The sequence below is a fragment of the Sulfitobacter sp. G21635-S1 genome (assembly GCF_027213915.1).
In the GTDB taxonomy this organism is placed as follows: domain Bacteria; phylum Pseudomonadota; class Alphaproteobacteria; order Rhodobacterales; family Rhodobacteraceae; genus Sulfitobacter.
The window spans coordinates 1-16922 of sequence record NZ_JAPWGV010000014.1; the positions used below are offsets into that span (position 1 = coordinate 1).

14 protein-coding genes and 1 pseudogene are annotated in these 16922 nt (G+C 63.6%); 9 read left to right on the plus strand and 6 right to left on the minus strand.

Going from position 1 to position 16922, the window contains the following annotated elements:
* Positions 1–1299 (plus strand): annotated as a pseudogene (locus O4H53_RS14295) (hypothetical protein); the annotation flags it as partial.
* Between the two features lie 104 nt (positions 1300–1403).
* On the opposite strand, the gene O4H53_RS14300 reads toward O4H53_RS14295, so the two are convergent.
* Positions 1404–3176, minus strand: a complete 1773-nt coding sequence (locus tag O4H53_RS14300; RefSeq protein ID WP_269364716.1) for an SLC13 family permease — start codon at positions 3174–3176, stop codon at positions 1404–1406.
* Positions 3177–3428: 252 nt separating this feature from the next.
* Between O4H53_RS14300 and O4H53_RS14305 the strand changes: the two genes are divergently transcribed.
* Positions 3429–4175 (plus strand): YebC/PmpR family DNA-binding transcriptional regulator, encoded by a 747-nt coding sequence (locus tag O4H53_RS14305; protein ID WP_269364718.1) that lies wholly within the window; start codon positions 3429–3431, stop codon positions 4173–4175.
* An 87-nt stretch (positions 4176–4262) separates the two neighbouring features.
* On the opposite strand, the gene O4H53_RS14310 is transcribed toward O4H53_RS14305, so the two are convergent.
* Positions 4263–4505 (minus strand): hypothetical protein, encoded by a 243-nt coding sequence (locus O4H53_RS14310; RefSeq protein ID WP_269364720.1) that lies wholly within the window; start codon positions 4503–4505, stop codon positions 4263–4265.
* 103 nt (positions 4506–4608) lie between these two features.
* The gene (locus O4H53_RS14315; RefSeq protein WP_269364722.1) at positions 4609–5493 is read right to left on the minus strand and encodes a LysR family transcriptional regulator ArgP; all 885 of its coding nucleotides are present in this window, start codon (positions 5491–5493) and stop codon (positions 4609–4611) included.
* An 89-nt stretch (positions 5494–5582) separates the two neighbouring features.
* Between O4H53_RS14315 and O4H53_RS14320 the strand changes: the two genes are divergently transcribed.
* The 7 genes from O4H53_RS14320 to O4H53_RS14350 all read left to right on the plus strand — a co-directional run bounded on the left by O4H53_RS14320 (position 5583) and on the right by O4H53_RS14350 (position 13434).
* Positions 5583–6182, plus strand: a complete 600-nt coding sequence (locus tag O4H53_RS14320; protein ID WP_269364724.1) for a LysE/ArgO family amino acid transporter — start codon at positions 5583–5585, stop codon at positions 6180–6182.
* A gap of 37 nt (positions 6183–6219) precedes the next feature.
* On the plus strand, positions 6220–7122 hold the full coding sequence (locus O4H53_RS14325; RefSeq protein WP_269364726.1) for a DMT family transporter: 903 nt from the start codon (positions 6220–6222) through the stop codon (positions 7120–7122).
* Between the two features lie 85 nt (positions 7123–7207).
* Entirely contained in the window at positions 7208–7780 is a 573-nt protein-coding gene (gene betI, locus O4H53_RS14330; RefSeq protein ID WP_269364728.1) for a choline-binding transcriptional repressor BetI, read from the plus strand.
* Entirely contained in the window at positions 7780–9288 is a 1509-nt protein-coding gene (gene betC / locus O4H53_RS14335; RefSeq protein WP_269364730.1) for a choline-sulfatase, read from the plus strand. The genes betI and betC overlap by 1 nt, the downstream gene beginning before the upstream one ends.
* Positions 9289–9347: 59 nt before the next feature.
* Complete coding sequence (gene betB, locus O4H53_RS14340; RefSeq protein ID WP_269364732.1) at positions 9348–10805, plus strand: betaine-aldehyde dehydrogenase; 1458 nt, start codon at positions 9348–9350, stop codon at positions 10803–10805.
* Between the two features lie 256 nt (positions 10806–11061).
* Positions 11062–12720, plus strand: a complete 1659-nt coding sequence (gene betA, locus O4H53_RS14345) for a choline dehydrogenase (protein WP_269364734.1) — start codon at positions 11062–11064, stop codon at positions 12718–12720.
* Positions 12721–12774: 54 nt separating this feature from the next.
* Positions 12775–13434, plus strand: a complete 660-nt coding sequence (locus O4H53_RS14350) for a thermonuclease family protein (RefSeq protein ID WP_269364736.1) — start codon at positions 12775–12777, stop codon at positions 13432–13434.
* On the opposite strand, the gene O4H53_RS14355 is transcribed toward O4H53_RS14350, so the two are convergent.
* The 3 genes from O4H53_RS14355 to O4H53_RS14365 all read right to left on the minus strand — a co-directional run bounded on the left by O4H53_RS14355 (position 13435) and on the right by O4H53_RS14365 (position 16844).
* On the minus strand, positions 13435–14835 hold the full coding sequence (locus O4H53_RS14355; RefSeq protein ID WP_114275964.1) for a helix-turn-helix domain-containing protein: 1401 nt from the start codon (positions 14833–14835) through the stop codon (positions 13435–13437).
* Positions 14836–14934: 99 nt separating this feature from the next.
* Positions 14935–15228 carry a putative quinol monooxygenase gene (locus tag O4H53_RS14360; RefSeq protein ID WP_269364739.1) on the minus strand — a complete coding sequence of 98 codons (294 nt, stop codon included), beginning with the start codon at positions 15226–15228 and terminating at the stop codon, positions 14935–14937.
* Entirely contained in the window at positions 15225–16844 is a 1620-nt protein-coding gene (locus O4H53_RS14365) for a GMC family oxidoreductase (protein WP_269364742.1), read from the minus strand. The genes O4H53_RS14360 and O4H53_RS14365 overlap by 4 nt, the downstream gene beginning before the upstream one ends.
* Positions 16845–16922: the final 78 nt, after the last annotated feature.

Here is a 16922-nt window from a genome sequence, read left to right on the forward strand (position 1 = left end):
GGCAAAGGCAGCGGCAAAGGCTCAGACGGCACCGGCAAAGGCACCGGCAAAGGCACCGGCAAGGGGTCGGATGGCACCGGCAAAGGCTCCGACGGCACCGGCAAGGGGTCGGATGGCACCGGCAAAGGCTCCGGCGGCGAGGCCTGCGGTGGCCATTCCTACCACAATGGCGGCATCGAGGGTTCGAAATTCGCCCAATGGTACGACAACCACCTGTCCGACCATTTCGACAAATCGCATTTTGGCGGCAAATTCGGCAAATGGTTCGATCATCACGATGGCACCGGCAAGGGTTCCGACGGCACCGGCAAGGGGTCGGATGGCACCGGCAAGGGCTCGGATGGTTCTGGCAAGTGGTGGTCCTGGGGCTCTGACGGCACCGGCAAATGTTCCGATGGCAGCGGCAAGGGCTCTGACGGCACGGGCAAAGGGTCTGACGGTTCCGGCAAAGGCTGGCCCTGGGGTTCCGATGGCACCGGCAAAGGCTCTGACGGTACCGGCAAGGGTTCCGATGGAACCGGCAAGGGTTCCAATGGAACGGGCAAAGGTTCCGATGGCACCGGTAAGGGTTCCGATGGAACGGGCAAAGGCTCTGACGGTACCGGTAAGGGTTCCGATGGAACCGGCAAAGGTTCTGACGGCACCGGCAAAGGGTCCTGTGGCACCAAGGGTACGGAAGAGCCGGATGACGGCAAGATCACCCATCACTACACTATGGGCGATGAGGGCGAGATCGACATCGAGGTCACGCAGGACCTGCAAGGCCAGTTGTTCGTCAAAATCAGCCAGGCCAATTATGACGGCGAGCCGCTGGACATCGACGGTCTGTTCTTCAACCTGACGGACGACAGCGAACTCGACTCGCTGAACTTCTTCCCGGACGAGAACGCGCCAGGCTACGAACTGACCGATGTTCAGGCCGAAGCGGACAGCGTCACCACCCTGCCGAACGGTGCCGGTGTGGAGCAGCCCTATGATGTGGGTCTGCAGTTCGGCCAGGTTGCGGACAGCACGCAGGGTGTCGTCACCCAGACCAACTTTACCCTGTGGTCGGATGACGGTCCCGTCACCTTCGATGACATCGACCTGTCGGGCATGCGTCTGGTGGTCAACTCCGATACCGGCGATGGCGAAGTCCTGGGTGTCAGCGCCAGCGACGATCCTGACTTTGATCCCGCAGACGGGGCCGATGACAGCGAAATCACGGTTGCGGATGTGATGGGCCTGATGACGGTCGAACTGGACGACGAGGAAGAGATCGAAGAGATCGAGGAAGAAGAGGACCTGATGGAGGTCTGATCCCCCATCACCCTTCTGAACCAGAGGCGCGCGGGCAACCGCGCGCCTTTTGCGTTGTGGCAATCAGGTTGAATGTGGCGCGGGGTGCCGGGTGGTCCCGGCGCTCAGAGCGGCCAGAAGAACAGGATCGCGGGGATCGACACGGCAACCACGATGATCTCCAGCGGCAGCCCCATGCGCCAGTAGTCACCAAAGGAATAGCCGCCGGGACCAAGGATCAGCGTGTTGTTCTTGTGGCCGATCGGGGTCAGGAAAGCGGAAGATGCCGCGACCGCCACCGCCATCAGGAAGGGATCGGGCGAGACATTCAGCGATTGCGCCATCTGGATGCCCACCGGGGCCGCCACAATGGTGGTGGCGGTGTTGTTCAGCACGTCCGACAGCGACATCGTGACCACCATCAGAACGGTCAGCACGATCCAGGGGGCCAGGCCTTCGGTCAGGCTGACCAGCGCATTCGCGATCAGCTCTGTCCCGCCGGAGGTTTCCAGCGCCGCGCCGAGCGGGATCATCGACCCCAGCAGCACGACCACGGGCCATTCGATATGGGTATAGAGCTCTGCCAGGGGCACGATCCGGGTCAGCACATAGGCGACCACCACGATCCCCAGCGCGATGGGCAGATAGATCAGCCCGACGCTGGCCGCCGCCACCGCCCCGCCGAACAAGCCGATGGCCAGCCAGACCTTGGCGTTGTCGGTGACGGTCAGACCCCGGTCCGCCAGCGGCAGGACCCCCAGCCAGTCGGTGACATGGGCTGCCGTCTCGCGCGGGACCAGCAGCAACAGGATGTCGCCGGGCTGGATCTCCGTGGTGCGCAGTGACGAGGTAATCTTGCGTCCCTTGCGCGATATGCCCAGCAGGATCGTGCGCTGCCGCCAGGCCAGACCCACCGCCTGTGCGGTGCGCCCGGTCAGACGGGAGCTTTCCGGCACCACGACCTCGATCACTTCGACCCCTTCGCCGCCCGCTTTCAGCCGTTCCTCGCGGCTTTCGTCGGCAAGGGCGAGGTCAAGGGTGGTGCGGAATTCGTCCAGCGCATCCGGCGCAGCCTCCAGCACCAGCGCATCCCCCGCCATCAGCGCGACATTGCGCGACTGGCCATAGCGGCGCTTGCCGTCGCGGATGAGGCCGAGGATGGCAACATCGGATTTCTCTGCCGTCTCGAAGAGTTCGGACAGCCGCTTGCCGATCTGCTTGTTGTTCTCGGGGATGGTCAGTTCGGCGATGTATTGCGAGATGTCTTCGGCATCCAGCGTCGCATCCTCGCGGGTGGGGATCAGCCGCCAGCCGATCAGCGCGACAAAGATCAGCCCGGCAATGGCCGCGATCCCGCCGACCGGGGCAAAGTCGAACATCTTGAACGGGGCACCCAGCGATTCCTGCCGGATGCTGGCGATGATGATGTTGGGCGGTGTGCCGATCAACGTGGCCATGCCGCCCAGGATGGTGGCGAAACTCAGCGGCATCAGGCTGAGCCCCGGCTGCCGGCCCGCCTTGCGCGCGGTCTGGATGTCGACCGGCATCAGCAGTGCCAGGGCCGCGACATTGTTCATGAAGGCAGACAGCACGCCGCCGATGGCCCCCATCAGCGTGATATGTGCGCCCAGGCTGCGCGAGGCATCCACCAGCGTGCGGGTGATCAGAAAAACCGCGCCCGACCGCACCAGCCCCGCAGAGACCACCAGCACCAGTGCCACCACCAGCGTGGCGGGGTGGCCAAAGCCGTCAAAGGCGTTTTCGCTGGGCACCACCCCCAGCACGACCCCCGCCATCAGGGCGGCAAAGGCCACGAGGTCATAGCGGAACCGTCCCCACAGCAGCAGCCCGAAAACCACGCCGAAGAGGGTGAAGAGAATGATCTGATCTGTGCTCATGACACAGGTGTAGCTTGGATGGATCAGGGGGGGAAGCTTACATTGCGCCGCCCCGGCTGGCCCACGGTTGTGCAGAGGCGCTTGATATGATTGCCTTTTGTCGCTGCCGCGCAGCACCGCGTGCTGCGGGCGCCGCCACCGCGCAAAGACACCCGGCGCGAAAGGCAGCCTCAAGCGGCGCTGTGGCTTGTTTGGTCCCAAGCGCTCATTTATAGAGGCGCAACACCAGCTATCACTGAACAAGAGGTTTCCATGGCAGGCCATTCCAAATGGGCAAACATTCAGCACCGCAAGAACCGGCAGGACTCGGTGCGCGCCAAGGTGTTTTCCAAGATGTCCAAGGAAATCACGGTCGCGGCCAAGATGGGCGACCCGGACCCCGACAAGAACCCGCGCCTGCGTCTGGCGGTCAAGGAGGCCAAGGCGGTTTCCGTGCCCAAGGATGTGATCGACCGCGCGATCAAGAAATCCACGGTGCAGGATGGGGAGGATTACGAAGAGATCCGCTATGAGGGCTATGGCCCCAATGGGGTGGCGGTGATTGTCGAGGCGATGACCGACAACCGCAACCGGACAGCTTCCAACGTGCGTTCAACCTTCACCAAGAACGGCGGTAACCTGGGCGAGACCGGATCGGTCGGCTTCATGTTCGACCGCAAGGGCGCGGTGACTTACCCTGCCTCCGTGGGCGATGCGGATACTGTCATGATGGCCGCGATCGAGGCCGGGGCGGAAGATGTGGAAAGCTCGGAGGAGGGCCACACCATCTGGTGCGCGGATACGGACCTGAACGAGGTGGCCACCGCGCTTGAGGCGGAACTGGGCGAATCTGAATCGACCAAACTGGTCTGGCGGCCCACCACCACCACCGAGATGGATCTGGAGAACATGGAAAAGCTGATGAAGCTTGTGGATGCGCTGGAGGACGATGACGACGTGCAGCGGGTCACCACAAATTTCGAGGCCTCCGACGAGGTCATGGAAGCGCTGAACGGCTGAGCGGCTTTCGCAGCGCTGACACCTCTTGACGCCAACAAAAAACCGCCCCCGGCCGGGGGCGGTTTTTTCATGCGATCAGGGCGCAGGTTACCCGAGGCTGCGCGTCCTCAGCCAGCCGAGCGCACCGCGCGTGCAGCGTTTTGGCGCGTCGGTAGGCTTTTGCTGAGACAGAAGTGCCAGCAGCCTTTTGACCTCGTTCAAGCGCTGCCGGGCGGCGCTGCCACCTGCTTCGGCCTGTACGTTCAGGATCTTGGATTGCGTGTGCAGCGCGGATTCGATCACTTCAAGTTGCTCGGCGCTGACTGCTATTTTTTGTTGGTTATCCAGCATGGCGTGTCCTTTGGTGCTGCGTGTTATCTAGAGGCACGGGTGGGATGCGCCAGAAGTTTCATAGCCGGATCACTCACTTGTGTACTTTTCATGACATGGGCTTTTAGGCCCGAAGGTTCAAGCGGTCTTGTGCAGTTTTTCGGACCGCTGTGGTCAGCCGCTTCAGCGCAGGGGCCAGCGCCCGCGTGACCTGCCAGTAGAGCGGGACATCCAGCGGCGCATCCGGCACCAATGTGACAAGCGAGCCGCGCCGCAGATGCTCCTGCACCAGGCTGAGCGGATTCATGCCCCAGCCCAGTCCGCAAAGCGCCGCATCGACAAATCCGTGGCTGGAGGGCAGGTGGTGGATCGGCGGATGAAACCGCGCGGCCCCTCGCGCTTCGGCCCAGCGGTGTTGCAGCCGGTCCTTGGGGTTGAACACCAGCATCGGTGCCTGCGCCAGAGCAGGCAGGGAGAAGATCCCGTCAAAATGGCGCTCCATAAAGGCCGGGCTGGCGGTCGCGACATAACGCAGATGACCCAGGGCGTGAACATCGCATCCCGGCGCCGCGCGGGCATGCCCGGTGACGGCGGCACTGACTTCCCCCCGGCGCAGCCAGTCGTCAGATGTGTCCTGATCGTCCAGTACCAGGTCGAAACACATGTCCCCGACCAGCGCCAGCGCCGGGATCAGCCAGGTCGCCAGGCTGTCCGCAGGCACCGCAAGCGATACCCGGGGCGCGGCGGCCTGCCGATCCGTCAGCCCCGCCAGTGCATTCGCCTCAAGCAGGGCCACGTCTTCGGCATGTTTGGCCAGCCGTTTGCCCAAAGGCGTGCCCGTGCAGGGCTGGGCGCGGTGGACAAGGGTGGTTCCGATACGTTCCTCCAGCGCCTTGATCCGTTGCGACACCGCAGAGGGGGTGACCCGCAGTGCCGCGGCCGCCGCGTCGAAACTGCCCAGCCGCAGCACGGCGGCAAGTGCAGCAAGCTGGTGCGTATCGAGTGACATTAGCTGTCCTTAACTCATCTGATCTGGATTAATTTGCGTAATCACCACCCGTCCCATAGTCAAGCGGCGCAACAAGTGCTGGAGTTCCGATGCTCACCTCCTTCCTGCCCGGCTTTGCCCTGAGCCTGACGCTGATTCTGGCGATCGGCGCGCAGAATGCCTTTGTCCTGCGGCAGGGATTGCGGCGTGCCCATGTGTTCTGGGTCTGCCTGACCTGTGCGCTGTCCGATGCGGCGCTGATCGCCGCCGGAGTCGCGGGCTTTGGCGCATTGGCGGAACAGGTCCCATGGTTCGAACCGCTGATGCGCTATGGTGGAGCTGCCTTTCTGATCTGGTACGGCGCGCGCAACGCAGTGTCGGCCTGGCGGGGCGGGGCCGCGCTGGCGGTCGCGGGCGGCGCACAGGCAAACCTGCGCAACACACTGCTGACGCTGCTGGCGCTGACCTGGCTGAACCCGCATGTCTATCTTGATACCGTGGTCCTGCTTGGCTCGATCTCGGCGCAATATCCCGACCGGCTGGCCTTTGGCAGCGGCGCAGTGGTTGCCAGCTTCTGTTTCTTCTTCAGCCTGGGCTATGGCGCGCGGCTGCTGAGCCCGCTTTTTGCCAGCCCCTACAGCTGGCAGGTTCTGGATGCGGTGATTGCCGTGACGATGTGGGCGATTGCCGCAAAGTTGCTGCTGATGTGATCTTGCCCTTGCCTGGCGGCGCGGTCATGGTCGCGCCATGACAGATCCTTCCTCCCATCGCCCGCTGGTCGGCATCTTCTGGATGCTTGTCACCGGCTTCTGTTTTCTCGCCGTGACGGCGCTGGTCAAATACATGGGGCCGCGCCTGCCCTCGGCAGAGGCGGCCTTCATCCGCTATGGCTTCGGGCTGGTGTTCCTGCTGCCCGCCATCGGGGCGCTGCAGCGTGCGCGCCTGACCAGACGGCAGTGGTCCTTGTTCGGCCTGCGTGGCCTGTGCCACGCGCTGGGGGTGATCCTGTGGTTCTTTGCCATGCCCCGGATCTCCATCGCCGAGCTGACGGCGCTCAACTATCTCGCACCGATCTATGTGACCGTCGGCGCGGCCATCTTCCTGGGGGAAAAGCTGGCCGCGAGACGAATCATCGCGGTCATGATGGGCCTTGCAGGCGCGGCCATCATCCTGCGCCCCGGCTTTCGCGAGGTCAGCCCCGGCCATCTGGCCATGCTGGCGGCGGCGGTGGTCTTTGCCGGGTCCTATCTGCTGGCCAAGGTGCTGGCGGACGAGGTGCGTCCGGCCGTCGTGGTCGGGATGATGTCGATCTTCGTGACCATCGGTCTGGCCCCCTTTGCCCTGCCTGTCTGGATCGCACCCACGGGCAAGGAGCTGATGCTGCTGGCCACTGTCGCGGTTTTTGCAACCGCGGGGCATTACACGATGACACTGGCCTTTGCCGCGGCCCCGGTCATGGTCACGCAGCCGGTCACCTTCCTGCAGCTGGTCTGGGCCACGGCACTTGGTGCCGTAGCTTTTGCCGAGCCGGTGGACATCTGGGTCGTGCTGGGCGGTTTCGTCATCCTTGCATCCGTCACGTTCATCACCTGGCGCGAAGCGATGCTGAACCGCCCGGTCACCCCGGCCAACTTCCAGACCAAGGTCTGATTGCCGCCTGCCTCAGGTTATTGATTGACGGATCAATAAACATTTCATTAGGAAGGAGCAGTAGCAACCGAAAGGTCGAATCCGCATGCCCAAAGTCGGAATGGAGCCCATCCGCCGCTCTGCCCTGGTCGAGGCCACCATCGCCGAGATCGGTGCCGCGCATTCGCTGGATGTCACCGTGGGCCAGATCGCCCGCCGCGCAGGCATGTCCACGGCGCTGGCGCATCACTATTTTGGCGGCAAGGACCAGATTTTCCTCGCGGCAATGCGCCATATTCTCACGGAATATAAATCAGAGGTGCACAAGCGGCTGTCCAGGGCCCAAAGCGGCAAGGACCGCGCTGTGGCCATCATCGAGGCCAGCTTCGACGAGACCTGCTTTGCCCCCGATACGGTCTCTGCCTGGATGACCCTTTACGCCGCATCGCGCACCCATCCCGAAACCCGGCGCCTGCTGCGCATCTATCAGCGGCGGTTGCGCTCGAACCTGAGCCATGCGCTGCGCGGGATCAGCGCGCAGCCGCAGGCAGATGCCGACACGATCGCGGCGCTGATCGACGGGCTCTACCTGCGCGCCGCCCTGTCCCGGCGCGGGCACCCCGACATTGCACGCAACAGTGCACTTTCCACACTTGAACTGCTTTTGGGGGCGCAATGATGACCAGACCGAATATCCTCATCCTGATGGTCGACCAGCTGAACGGTACGCTGTTTCCCGACGGTCCCGCCGACTGGCTCCATGCGCCCAACCTCAAGCGGCTCGCGGCGCGCGCCACCCGGTTCCGCAATGCCTATACCGCGTCACCGCTCTGCGCGCCGGGGCGGGCAGCCTTCATGTCGGGGCAATTGCCAAGCGCCACGGGCATCTATGACAATGCCGCCGAATTCGCCTCCTCGATCCCGACCTATGCGCACCACCTGCGCCGCGCGGGCTACCAGACCTGCCTGTCGGGCAAGATGCACTTTGTCGGGCCCGACCAGCTGCACGGGTTCGAGCGGCGCCTGACCACCGACATCTACCCCGCCGATTTCGGCTGGACGCCGGATTATCGCAAACCCGGCGAGCGGATCGACTGGTGGTATCACAACATGGGATCGGTCACCGGGGCAGGGGTGGCGGAAACCTCCAACCAGATGGAATACGACGACGAGGTCGCCTATAACGCCGTGCGCCAGATCTATGAATACGCGCGCGGCGGCGATGACCGTCCCTGGTGCCTGACGGCGAGTTTCACCCACCCGCATGACCCCTATGTGGCGCGGCGCAAATACTGGGACCTCTACGAGGATTGCGAACATTTGCAACCGCAGGTCCCGGCGATGGATTACGCCGATCACGACCCCCATTCGCAGCGCATATTCGATGCCAACAACTGGCGCGAATTCGACATCACCGAAGAGGACATCCGCCGCTCGCGCCGCGCCTATTTCGCCAATATCAGCTATCTCGACGACAAGATCGGCGAGATCCTGCAAACGCTGGAAGACACCCGGCAAGAGGCCATCGTGGTCTTCGTCTCCGACCACGGCGACATGCTGGGCGAACGCGGATTGTGGTTCAAGATGTCCTTCTTCGAAGGCTCGTCGCGGGTGCCCCTGATGATCGCGGCACCGCAGATGGCGCCCGGCCTGCAGTCCACACCGGTCAGCAACATCGACATCTGCCCGACGCTTTGCGACCTTGCCGGCGTCAGCATGGAAGAGGTCATGCCCTGGACCACCGGCACCTCGCTGGTGCCGATGGGGCAGGGGGTCGCACGCACCGACCCGGTCGCGATGGAATATGCAGCCGAGGCGACGCAATCGCCCATGGTGGCCCTGCGGCAGGGGCGCTGGAAATACACCAATTGCGCCATCGACCCCGAGCAGCTGTTCGATCTGGATGCCGACCCGCATGAGCTTGCCAACCTCGCCGAAGACCCCGCCCATGCCGAAACGCTGGAGAATTTCCGCATCGAGGCCGCGGGCCGCTGGGATCTCGAAGCCTTCGACGCCGATGTCCGCAAGAGCCAGGCCCGCCGCTGGGTGGTCTACGAGGCGCTGCGCGAGGGCGGCTATTACCCCTGGGACTACCAGCCGCTGCGCAATGCCTCGGAGCAATACATGCGCAATCATATGGACCTGAACATCCTTGAGGAAAGCAAACGGTTCCCGCGCGGCGAATGACCGCCAATGGTTTCATTGTTCCTCAAATACACCTGCACTCCGTTTCCGAAAGACGCGCCATGCCCTATGATACGCAACCTCCCGCCAGCCATTTCATCAATGGCGCCTATGTCGAAGACACCGCGGGCACGATCATCGACGTGATCTATCCCGCCACCGGCAAAAAGATCGCGACGGTCCATGCGGCAACGCCGGCGATCATCGAACAGGCGATAGGGGCCGCGCGCGCAGCACAGGTCGGCTGGGCCGCGATGACGGGCACGGAGCGGGGCCGCATCCTGCGCCGCGCGGCCGACATGATGCGCGCGCGGAACCACGATCTGAGCGTTCTGGAAACCTGGGACACCGGCAAACCCTATCAGGAAACATCGGTCGCCGATGCGACCTCGGGCGCGGATGCGCTGGAATATTTCGGCGGCATGGCGGCAACCCTGACCGGCGAGCATATCCAGCTGGGCGGGAACTGGGCCTATACCCGGCGCGAGCCGCTGGGGCTCTGCGTCGGGATCGGCGCCTGGAACTATCCCACGCAGATCGCCTGCTGGAAGGGCGCGCCGGCGCTGGCCTGCGGCAATGCGATGATCTTCAAACCCTCCGAGACAACACCGCTCTGCGCGCTGAAGGTGGCCGAGATCCTGCATGAGGCCGGCCTGCCCGCAGGTCTTTACAACGTGGTGCAGGGCATGGGCGAGGTCGGCGGCGCGCTGGTGACCGACCCGCGCGTCGACAAGGTGTCGCTGACCGGATCGGTGCCAACGGGGCGCAAGGTCTATGCGGCTGCGGCGGCGGGGATCAAACATGTCACCATGGAGCTGGGCGGCAAGTCGCCGCTGATCATCTTCGAGGATGCGGATATCGAGAACGCCGTGGGCGGGGCCATCCTGGGCAATTTCTACAGCTCCGGCCAGGTCTGCTCCAACGGCACAAGGGTCTTTGTGCACCGCGCCATCAAGGAGAAATTCCTGGCCCGCCTGTCTGAGCGGCTGGGCAATGCGGTGATCGGCGATCCGATGGACCCTGCGACCAGCTTTGGCCCGATGGTGTCTGAGCGGCAGATGAACATCGTGCTGGGCTATATCGAGAAAGGTCAGGCCGAGGGCGCGCGCCTTGTCACCGGCGGCAAGCGGATCGACCGGGAGGGGTTCTATCTGCAGCCCACGGTCTTTGCCGATGTGCGTGACGATATGGCCATTGCCCGCGAGGAGATTTTCGGCCCGGTCATGGCGGTGCTGGATTTCGAGGATGAGGACGACGTGATGGCGCGGGCCAATGACACGGAGTTCGGCCTGGCCGCCGGTGTCTTTACCCGGGACCTGGCGCGTGCGCACCGGGTGGCCGTCGGGTTCCAGGCGGGCACCTGTTTCATCAACAGCTATAACGATGCCCCGGTGGAAGCGCCCTTTGGCGGGTCGAAGAATTCCGGTGTGGGGCGCGAGAATTCAAAGGCGGCGATTGAATATTACAGTCAGCTCAAGTCGGTCTTTGTGCGCATGGACGATGTGGAAGCGCCCTTCTGAGGGGGCGTGATCCAATTGCGCGCTGACGCGCATGACATTCTCGGTGCCTGTTGCGGGCTGAGCCCATAGGATCAGCCGCGCGCGTGCCGGGAGGGATTTGAAATCTGCTGAGAGGTGCTTGAGGGATCAATCTGATCCTCAAGTCACCTGCACAATTTTGACGATGCGATTCCCCGCAGCGTCAAGGACAAGCCGGGCAAGCCCGGTCGCGTGCCGCGATCCTTGACCCTGCGCGGAATCACGAAAGGTGGGACAAATGCGGGCTGAATTTGTGATTGTGGGGGCCGGGTCGGCGGGATGCGCGATGGCCTATCGCCTGGCGGAGGCCGGGCGCAAGGTGATCGTGATCGAACATGGCGGTTCGGACGCGGGGCCGTTCATCCAGATGCCTGCGGCGCTGAGCTATCCGATGAACATGAAGACCTATGACTGGGGCTATACCTCCGAGCCGGAGCCGCATCTGGGCGGGCGGCGGCTGGCCTGCCCGCGGGGCAAGGTGATCGGCGGGTCGTCGTCGATCAACGGCATGGTCTATGTGCGCGGGCATGCGATGGATTTCGACCATTGGGAAGAGGCTGGCGCGCGCGGCTGGTCCTATGCGGATGTGCTGCCCTATTACAAGCGCATGGAAAGCTGGCATGACAATGGTCATGGCGGCGACCCCGCCTGGCGCGGCACCGACGGGCCGCTGCATGTCAGCCGCGGCCCGCGCAAGAACCCGCTGTTCGAAGCCTTTGTGCGGGCGGGCGAGCAGGCCGGTTACGAGGTGACCGACGATTACAACGGGGAAAAGCAGGAAGGCTTTGGCCCGATGGAACAGACCGTCTGGGGCGGGCGGCGCTGGTCGGCGGCGAATGCCTATCTGCGGCCCGCGCAGAAGACCGGGAATGTGCAGCTGATCCGTGCCCTGGCGCAGCGCGTGGTGATCGAGGACGGGCGCGCCACGGGGGTCGAGGTTGTGCGCCGGGGCCGGGTGGAGGTGATCGGGGCCGAGCGCGAGGTGGTGCTGGCGGCTTCCTCGCTGAATTCGCCCAAGCTGTTGATGCTGTCGGGGATCGGTCCTGCCGCGCATCTGGCCGGACATGGGATCGCGGTGGTCGCCGACCGCCCCGGCGTGGGGCAGAACCTGCAGGATCACCTGGAGCTTTACATCCAGATGGCGTCGAGCCAGCCGATCACCTTGTACAAGCACTGGAATCTGGTTTCCAAGGGGCTGATCGGGGCGCAGTGGCTGTTTACCAAGACCGGCATGGGCGCGTCGAACCAGTTTGAAAGCGCGGCTTTTGTGCGGTCCCGCGCAGGTGTGCCCTATCCGGACATCCAGTATCATTTCCTGCCCATTGCGGTGCGCTATGACGGTCAGGCGGCGGCGGAAGGGCATGGTTTTCAGGCCCATACCGGCCCGATGCGGTCGAAATCGCGCGGCTCGGTCAGCCTGCGGTCGGCCGATCCGGCGGCTGATCCGGTGATCCGCTTCAACTACATGTCCCATCCCGAGGATTGGGAGGATTTCCGGACCTGCATCCGCCTGACGCGGGAAATATTTGCGCAGGAGGCCTTCAGGCCTTACGTCAAGCACGAGATCCAGCCCGGTGCTGCGCAGCAATCGGATGCGGAACTGGACGGGTTCATCCGCGACCATGCGGAGAGCGCCTATCACCCCTGCGGCACCTGCCGGATGGGAAGCGCCGATGATCCGCTGGCTGTGGTGGACCCGGAAGCCCGGGTGATCGGGGTGGAGGGGCTGCGCGTGGCGGACAGTTCGGTGTTTCCCCGGATCACCAATGGCAATCTCAACGGGCCGTCGATCATGGTGGGGGAAAAGGTCTCTGATCTGTTGCTGGGCCGGGAGCCGCTGGCACGGGCGAATGATGTGCCCTGGATCCATCCGGATTGGGAAACTGCGCAGCGTTAATCATTCTTAACAACAGCCGTTGCCGGGGCGGGGAAATCCTGCCACGTTAACCAAATGTTAAGACTTTGTTCATGGTTTGTGCTGGCGATGGGCCTGACGACAGCGGTGCTGGCGGCAGAGGTCAGCGGAACATTGCGTGTCATTGATGGCGATACGGTTGATGTGGGGGGCACGCGCATCCGGATTTTCGGCATTGATGCGCCTGAGCGTGATCAACCCTGCACCACATTGTCGGGCCAGAACTGGGGCTGCGGCGATTGGGTCACGCAGCAGGTGCGCGACCTTTTCGAGGGCCAGGCGGCGCGCTGCACGCCGCTGGACCAGGACCGCTATGGCCGCATCGTGGCGAGCTGTTTCGTGGCGGGTGAGGATATGGGAAAAACCCTGGTCAGCGTCGGGTTGGCCTATGCCTATCGCAGATATTCATACGATTACGATCTGGACGAGAAGGCGGCCTTTGTTGCGGCGCGGGGGATTCACGGCTTTGCCCTGGATTCGCCCGCGCGCTACCGGCTGACCCGGATCAGGGGGCGGGTGGCCAGCGATCCGGACTGCCGCATCAAGGGCAACATCAATGCGGCGGGCGACAGGATCTATCATATGCCGGGGCAGGCATTCTACGACCGAACCGGGATCAGGCCGGAGCAGGGCGAGCGCTGGTTCTGTTCCGAAGCGCAGGCGCGCGCCTCGGGCTGGCGGCCCGCGCGGCGCTGATCATTCGATCCGGTAGGGCAGCAGGTCGCGCCGGTCAGGATCCACCACCAGATGCCGTTCCAGCGGGGGCACGGCGCGCTGGTGGCAATTCTTGCGCTCGCAGATGCGGCAGGAAATGCCGATCGGCTCAAAGGCGGAATGCCGGGTGACATCCAGCCCGTCGGCATAGACCAGCGCATCCGCATGGCGCACCTCGCACCCCAGCGCGATGGCATAGCGCCGCACCGGCGCGCCAAAGCGGCCCGCCGGTTTCGAGATGTCCCGCGCAAGGGAGATATAGCGCACGCCATCGGGGGTCTCGGCCAGTTGCCGCAGGAAGCGGCCCGGGGTTTCAAAGGCGCGATGCACATTCCACAGCGGGCAGGCCCCGCCGAACCGCGCAAATTGCAACCGGGTGGCGGAGTGGCGTTTGGTGATCGTGCCGGCCTGATCGACACGGACAAAGAAAAAGGGAATGCCCTTGGCGCCCGGCCGCTGCAGCGTGGACAGCCGGTGGGCGACCTGTTCGATGGAGGCCCCGAAATGGCTGGCCAGGATTTCCAGATCGTGACGGCATTCCTGCGCCTTGGTCAGAAAGGCGTTGTAGGGCATCAGCACCGCACCGGCAAAATAATTGGCCAGCCCGATCTTGGCGATGTCGCGGGCGGCGCCGGGCTGGAACCGGGCGAGGTCAAGGGTGGCTTCCAGCAGCTTGTTCTGACGGGTCAGGGCGACCTGCAGCAGCAGTTGAAAAGTCTGGGTTTCGGGCGCGCTTCGGTCTGACAGGGTCAGCACCCGTTCCGCCGGGTCAAAGTGACGCAGCGCGTCGGTGTCGGCAAAGATGACGCTGACGCCTGCGTTGGACAGGGCAGAGACCGCTGCGACGCGGGTGTTGCGCGGCCCGCCGGGCTGCGATGCGAAATGTTCGGCGGCACGGTCCACCGCGTCGATGTAATTGTCGCAGTAGTGAAAGAAATCGCGCACTTCCTCCCAGGGCGAGGGGGCGGCGCGGGCGTCTTCGCGGCCCAGTGCCTCGTCCAGCGAGGCGAGCCTTTCATGGGCCTGACGGTAATGCTGGTGCAGTTCCAGAAAGGCGCGCGCCAGGGCCGGGGCGTTCGAGGCGGTCAGCCGCAGGTCTGCCACCGGTGGCGTGTTGCCGCCAAAGACAGGATCGCTCAGCGCCTCGCGCATGTCGGTGACCAGCCGCTCGCCATCGCCTGCGCTGAGTTCGGTCACATCCAGCCCGAATTCCGCCGCCAAAGCCAGGACAACCGTCGTGCTCAGCGGGCGGTTGTTGTTTTCCATCTGGTTGAGATAGGGCAGCGAAATGCCCAGCCGCGCGGAAAAATCCTTTTGCGTCAGGCCCATCTTGGTGCGCAGCTCGCGCAGCTTGGCCCCGGCATAGAGTTTCTTGACTGCCATCATCCGCCCTTTGCAAATTTGCAATTCTGTCCAGGGTAGCTTTGCAAACTTAATTTCGCAAGAACGGTAGTTGAGCGTCATCGCACCCCAAGGGGGGTCTCAGAGGCGCTGAGCCTGCGGGAACTTATCAACTTCGACCTCGGCGCAGCTGCTGATCGCAGATTTGAACAGCGCCACATGCGGCGTCTGGCCATGGGCCTTCAGATCGGCCGCGGACCGCCAGATTTCATGGATCAGAATATCCTGCCCCGAGGCGGCGGACAGGTAGACTTCGTACCGGTCGCACCCTGTTTCGCGGCGGCTCTCTTCGGCGAGCTTTTCGACTGCGGCAAGGATGTGGTCGAACTGGCCGTGTCGCGGCAGAATGCGGGCAATGACGGCAATCGCGGTCATCGCCTGGCCTCCATTTGTATCATGTCGGCGGCTTTCTCCGCGATCATGACGACCGGTGATGCGGTGTTGCCCGAGGTGATTTTCGGCATGATCGACGCATCCATCACACGCAGCCCGCTCAGGCCACGAACCTTCAGCTCGCAATCCACGACAGCCCTGTCATCTGATCCCATCTTACAGGTGCCGACGGGGTGGAAGATGGTGGTCGCAATATCGCCCGCGCCCTTGATCAGATCGTCGTCGGACCGGACGCCGGGGCCGGGCAGGATCTCATTGGGGTGAAAGGGGGCCAATGCCTTGGCGCTCATCAGCTGGCGCACCTGTTTCACGGATTTTACCGCGATCTGCCGGTCCTTCTCGGCGGACAGATAGTTGAGCCGGATGTCCGGCTGCACGCCCGCGCCGCCGGCCGTGACATGACAGGAGCCCGTGCTTTCCGGGCGCAGGTTGCACACCGATACCGTGATGGCCGGAAACGGATGCAGCGGGTCGCCCAGCCTGTCGGTGGACAGGGGCTGAACATGATATTCCAGGTCCGGGGTTTCGAGCGACGGGTCCGATTTTGTGAACATGCCGAACTGGCTGGGCGCCATCGACATCGGGCCGGACCGGAGCGCCGCATATTGCGCCGCCATCCTGATCTTGCCAAACACATTGTTTGCCATCGTGTTGAGGGTACTGGCATTCTCGACGCCAAAGACCGTCCGGATCTGAAGGTGGTCCTGCAGGTTTTCACCCACCCCCTTGCTTTCATGCCGCACCTTTATGCCGAGGTCCGCCAGCAGCGCGCCGCGTCCGATCCCCGACAATTCAAGGATCTTTGGCGAATTGATGGCGCCCGCGGTCAGCAGGACTTCGGCCCTGGCATTTGCCTCGAAAACCGCGCCCTTGTGGCGGAACCGCACGCCGGTAACCTGTTTTCCGTCAAGGACCAGCCGTTCGGTTTCTGCCTGCGTCAACACCCGCAGATTGGGGTGTTTCATCGCCGGGCGCAGAAAGCCGCGCGCGGTGTTCCAGCGCCGCCCGTTTTTCTGGTTCACCTCGAAGAAACCGCTGCCCTCGTTGTTGCCGTCGTTGAAATCATCGCGGGGCATGATCCCGAATTCCTGCGCGCCGGTCTGCACGGCCTTCAGGATGTCCCATTTCAGCCGCTGGCGTGAGACCTTCCATTCGCCGCCCGCGCCATGCAGGGCTGTCTTGCCGCCATGATGGTCCTCGGATTTCAGGAAATAGGGCAGGACATCGTCCCAGCCCCAGCCGGTATTGCCCAACTGCCGCCAGTGATCATAATCGGCCGCCTGGCCCCGCATGTAGATCATGCCGTTGATCGAGGTGCAGCCGCCCAGGACCTTGCCGCGCGGATAGACCAGCGCGCGACCGTTCAGGCCCGGTTCGGGGGCTGTCTTCATCATCCAGTCGGTGCGCGGGTTGCCGATGCAATAGAGGTAACCAACCGGTATCTGCACCCAATGATACCGGTCCGATCCACCCGCTTCCAGCAAGAGCACCCTTACCTTCGGGTTCGCGCTCAGGCGGTTGGCCAGCACACAACCCGCCGTGCCTGCACCGACAATGATATAGTCATAGTCACCATCGAGGGTTTCGGATTTGCGCATGGGGGTGGACCTTTCCTGTCTGTGTTCGGTTCCCGGCGTGTTGATCGTTCAGCCCGTCGCAATGTCTGGCGGCTGCCC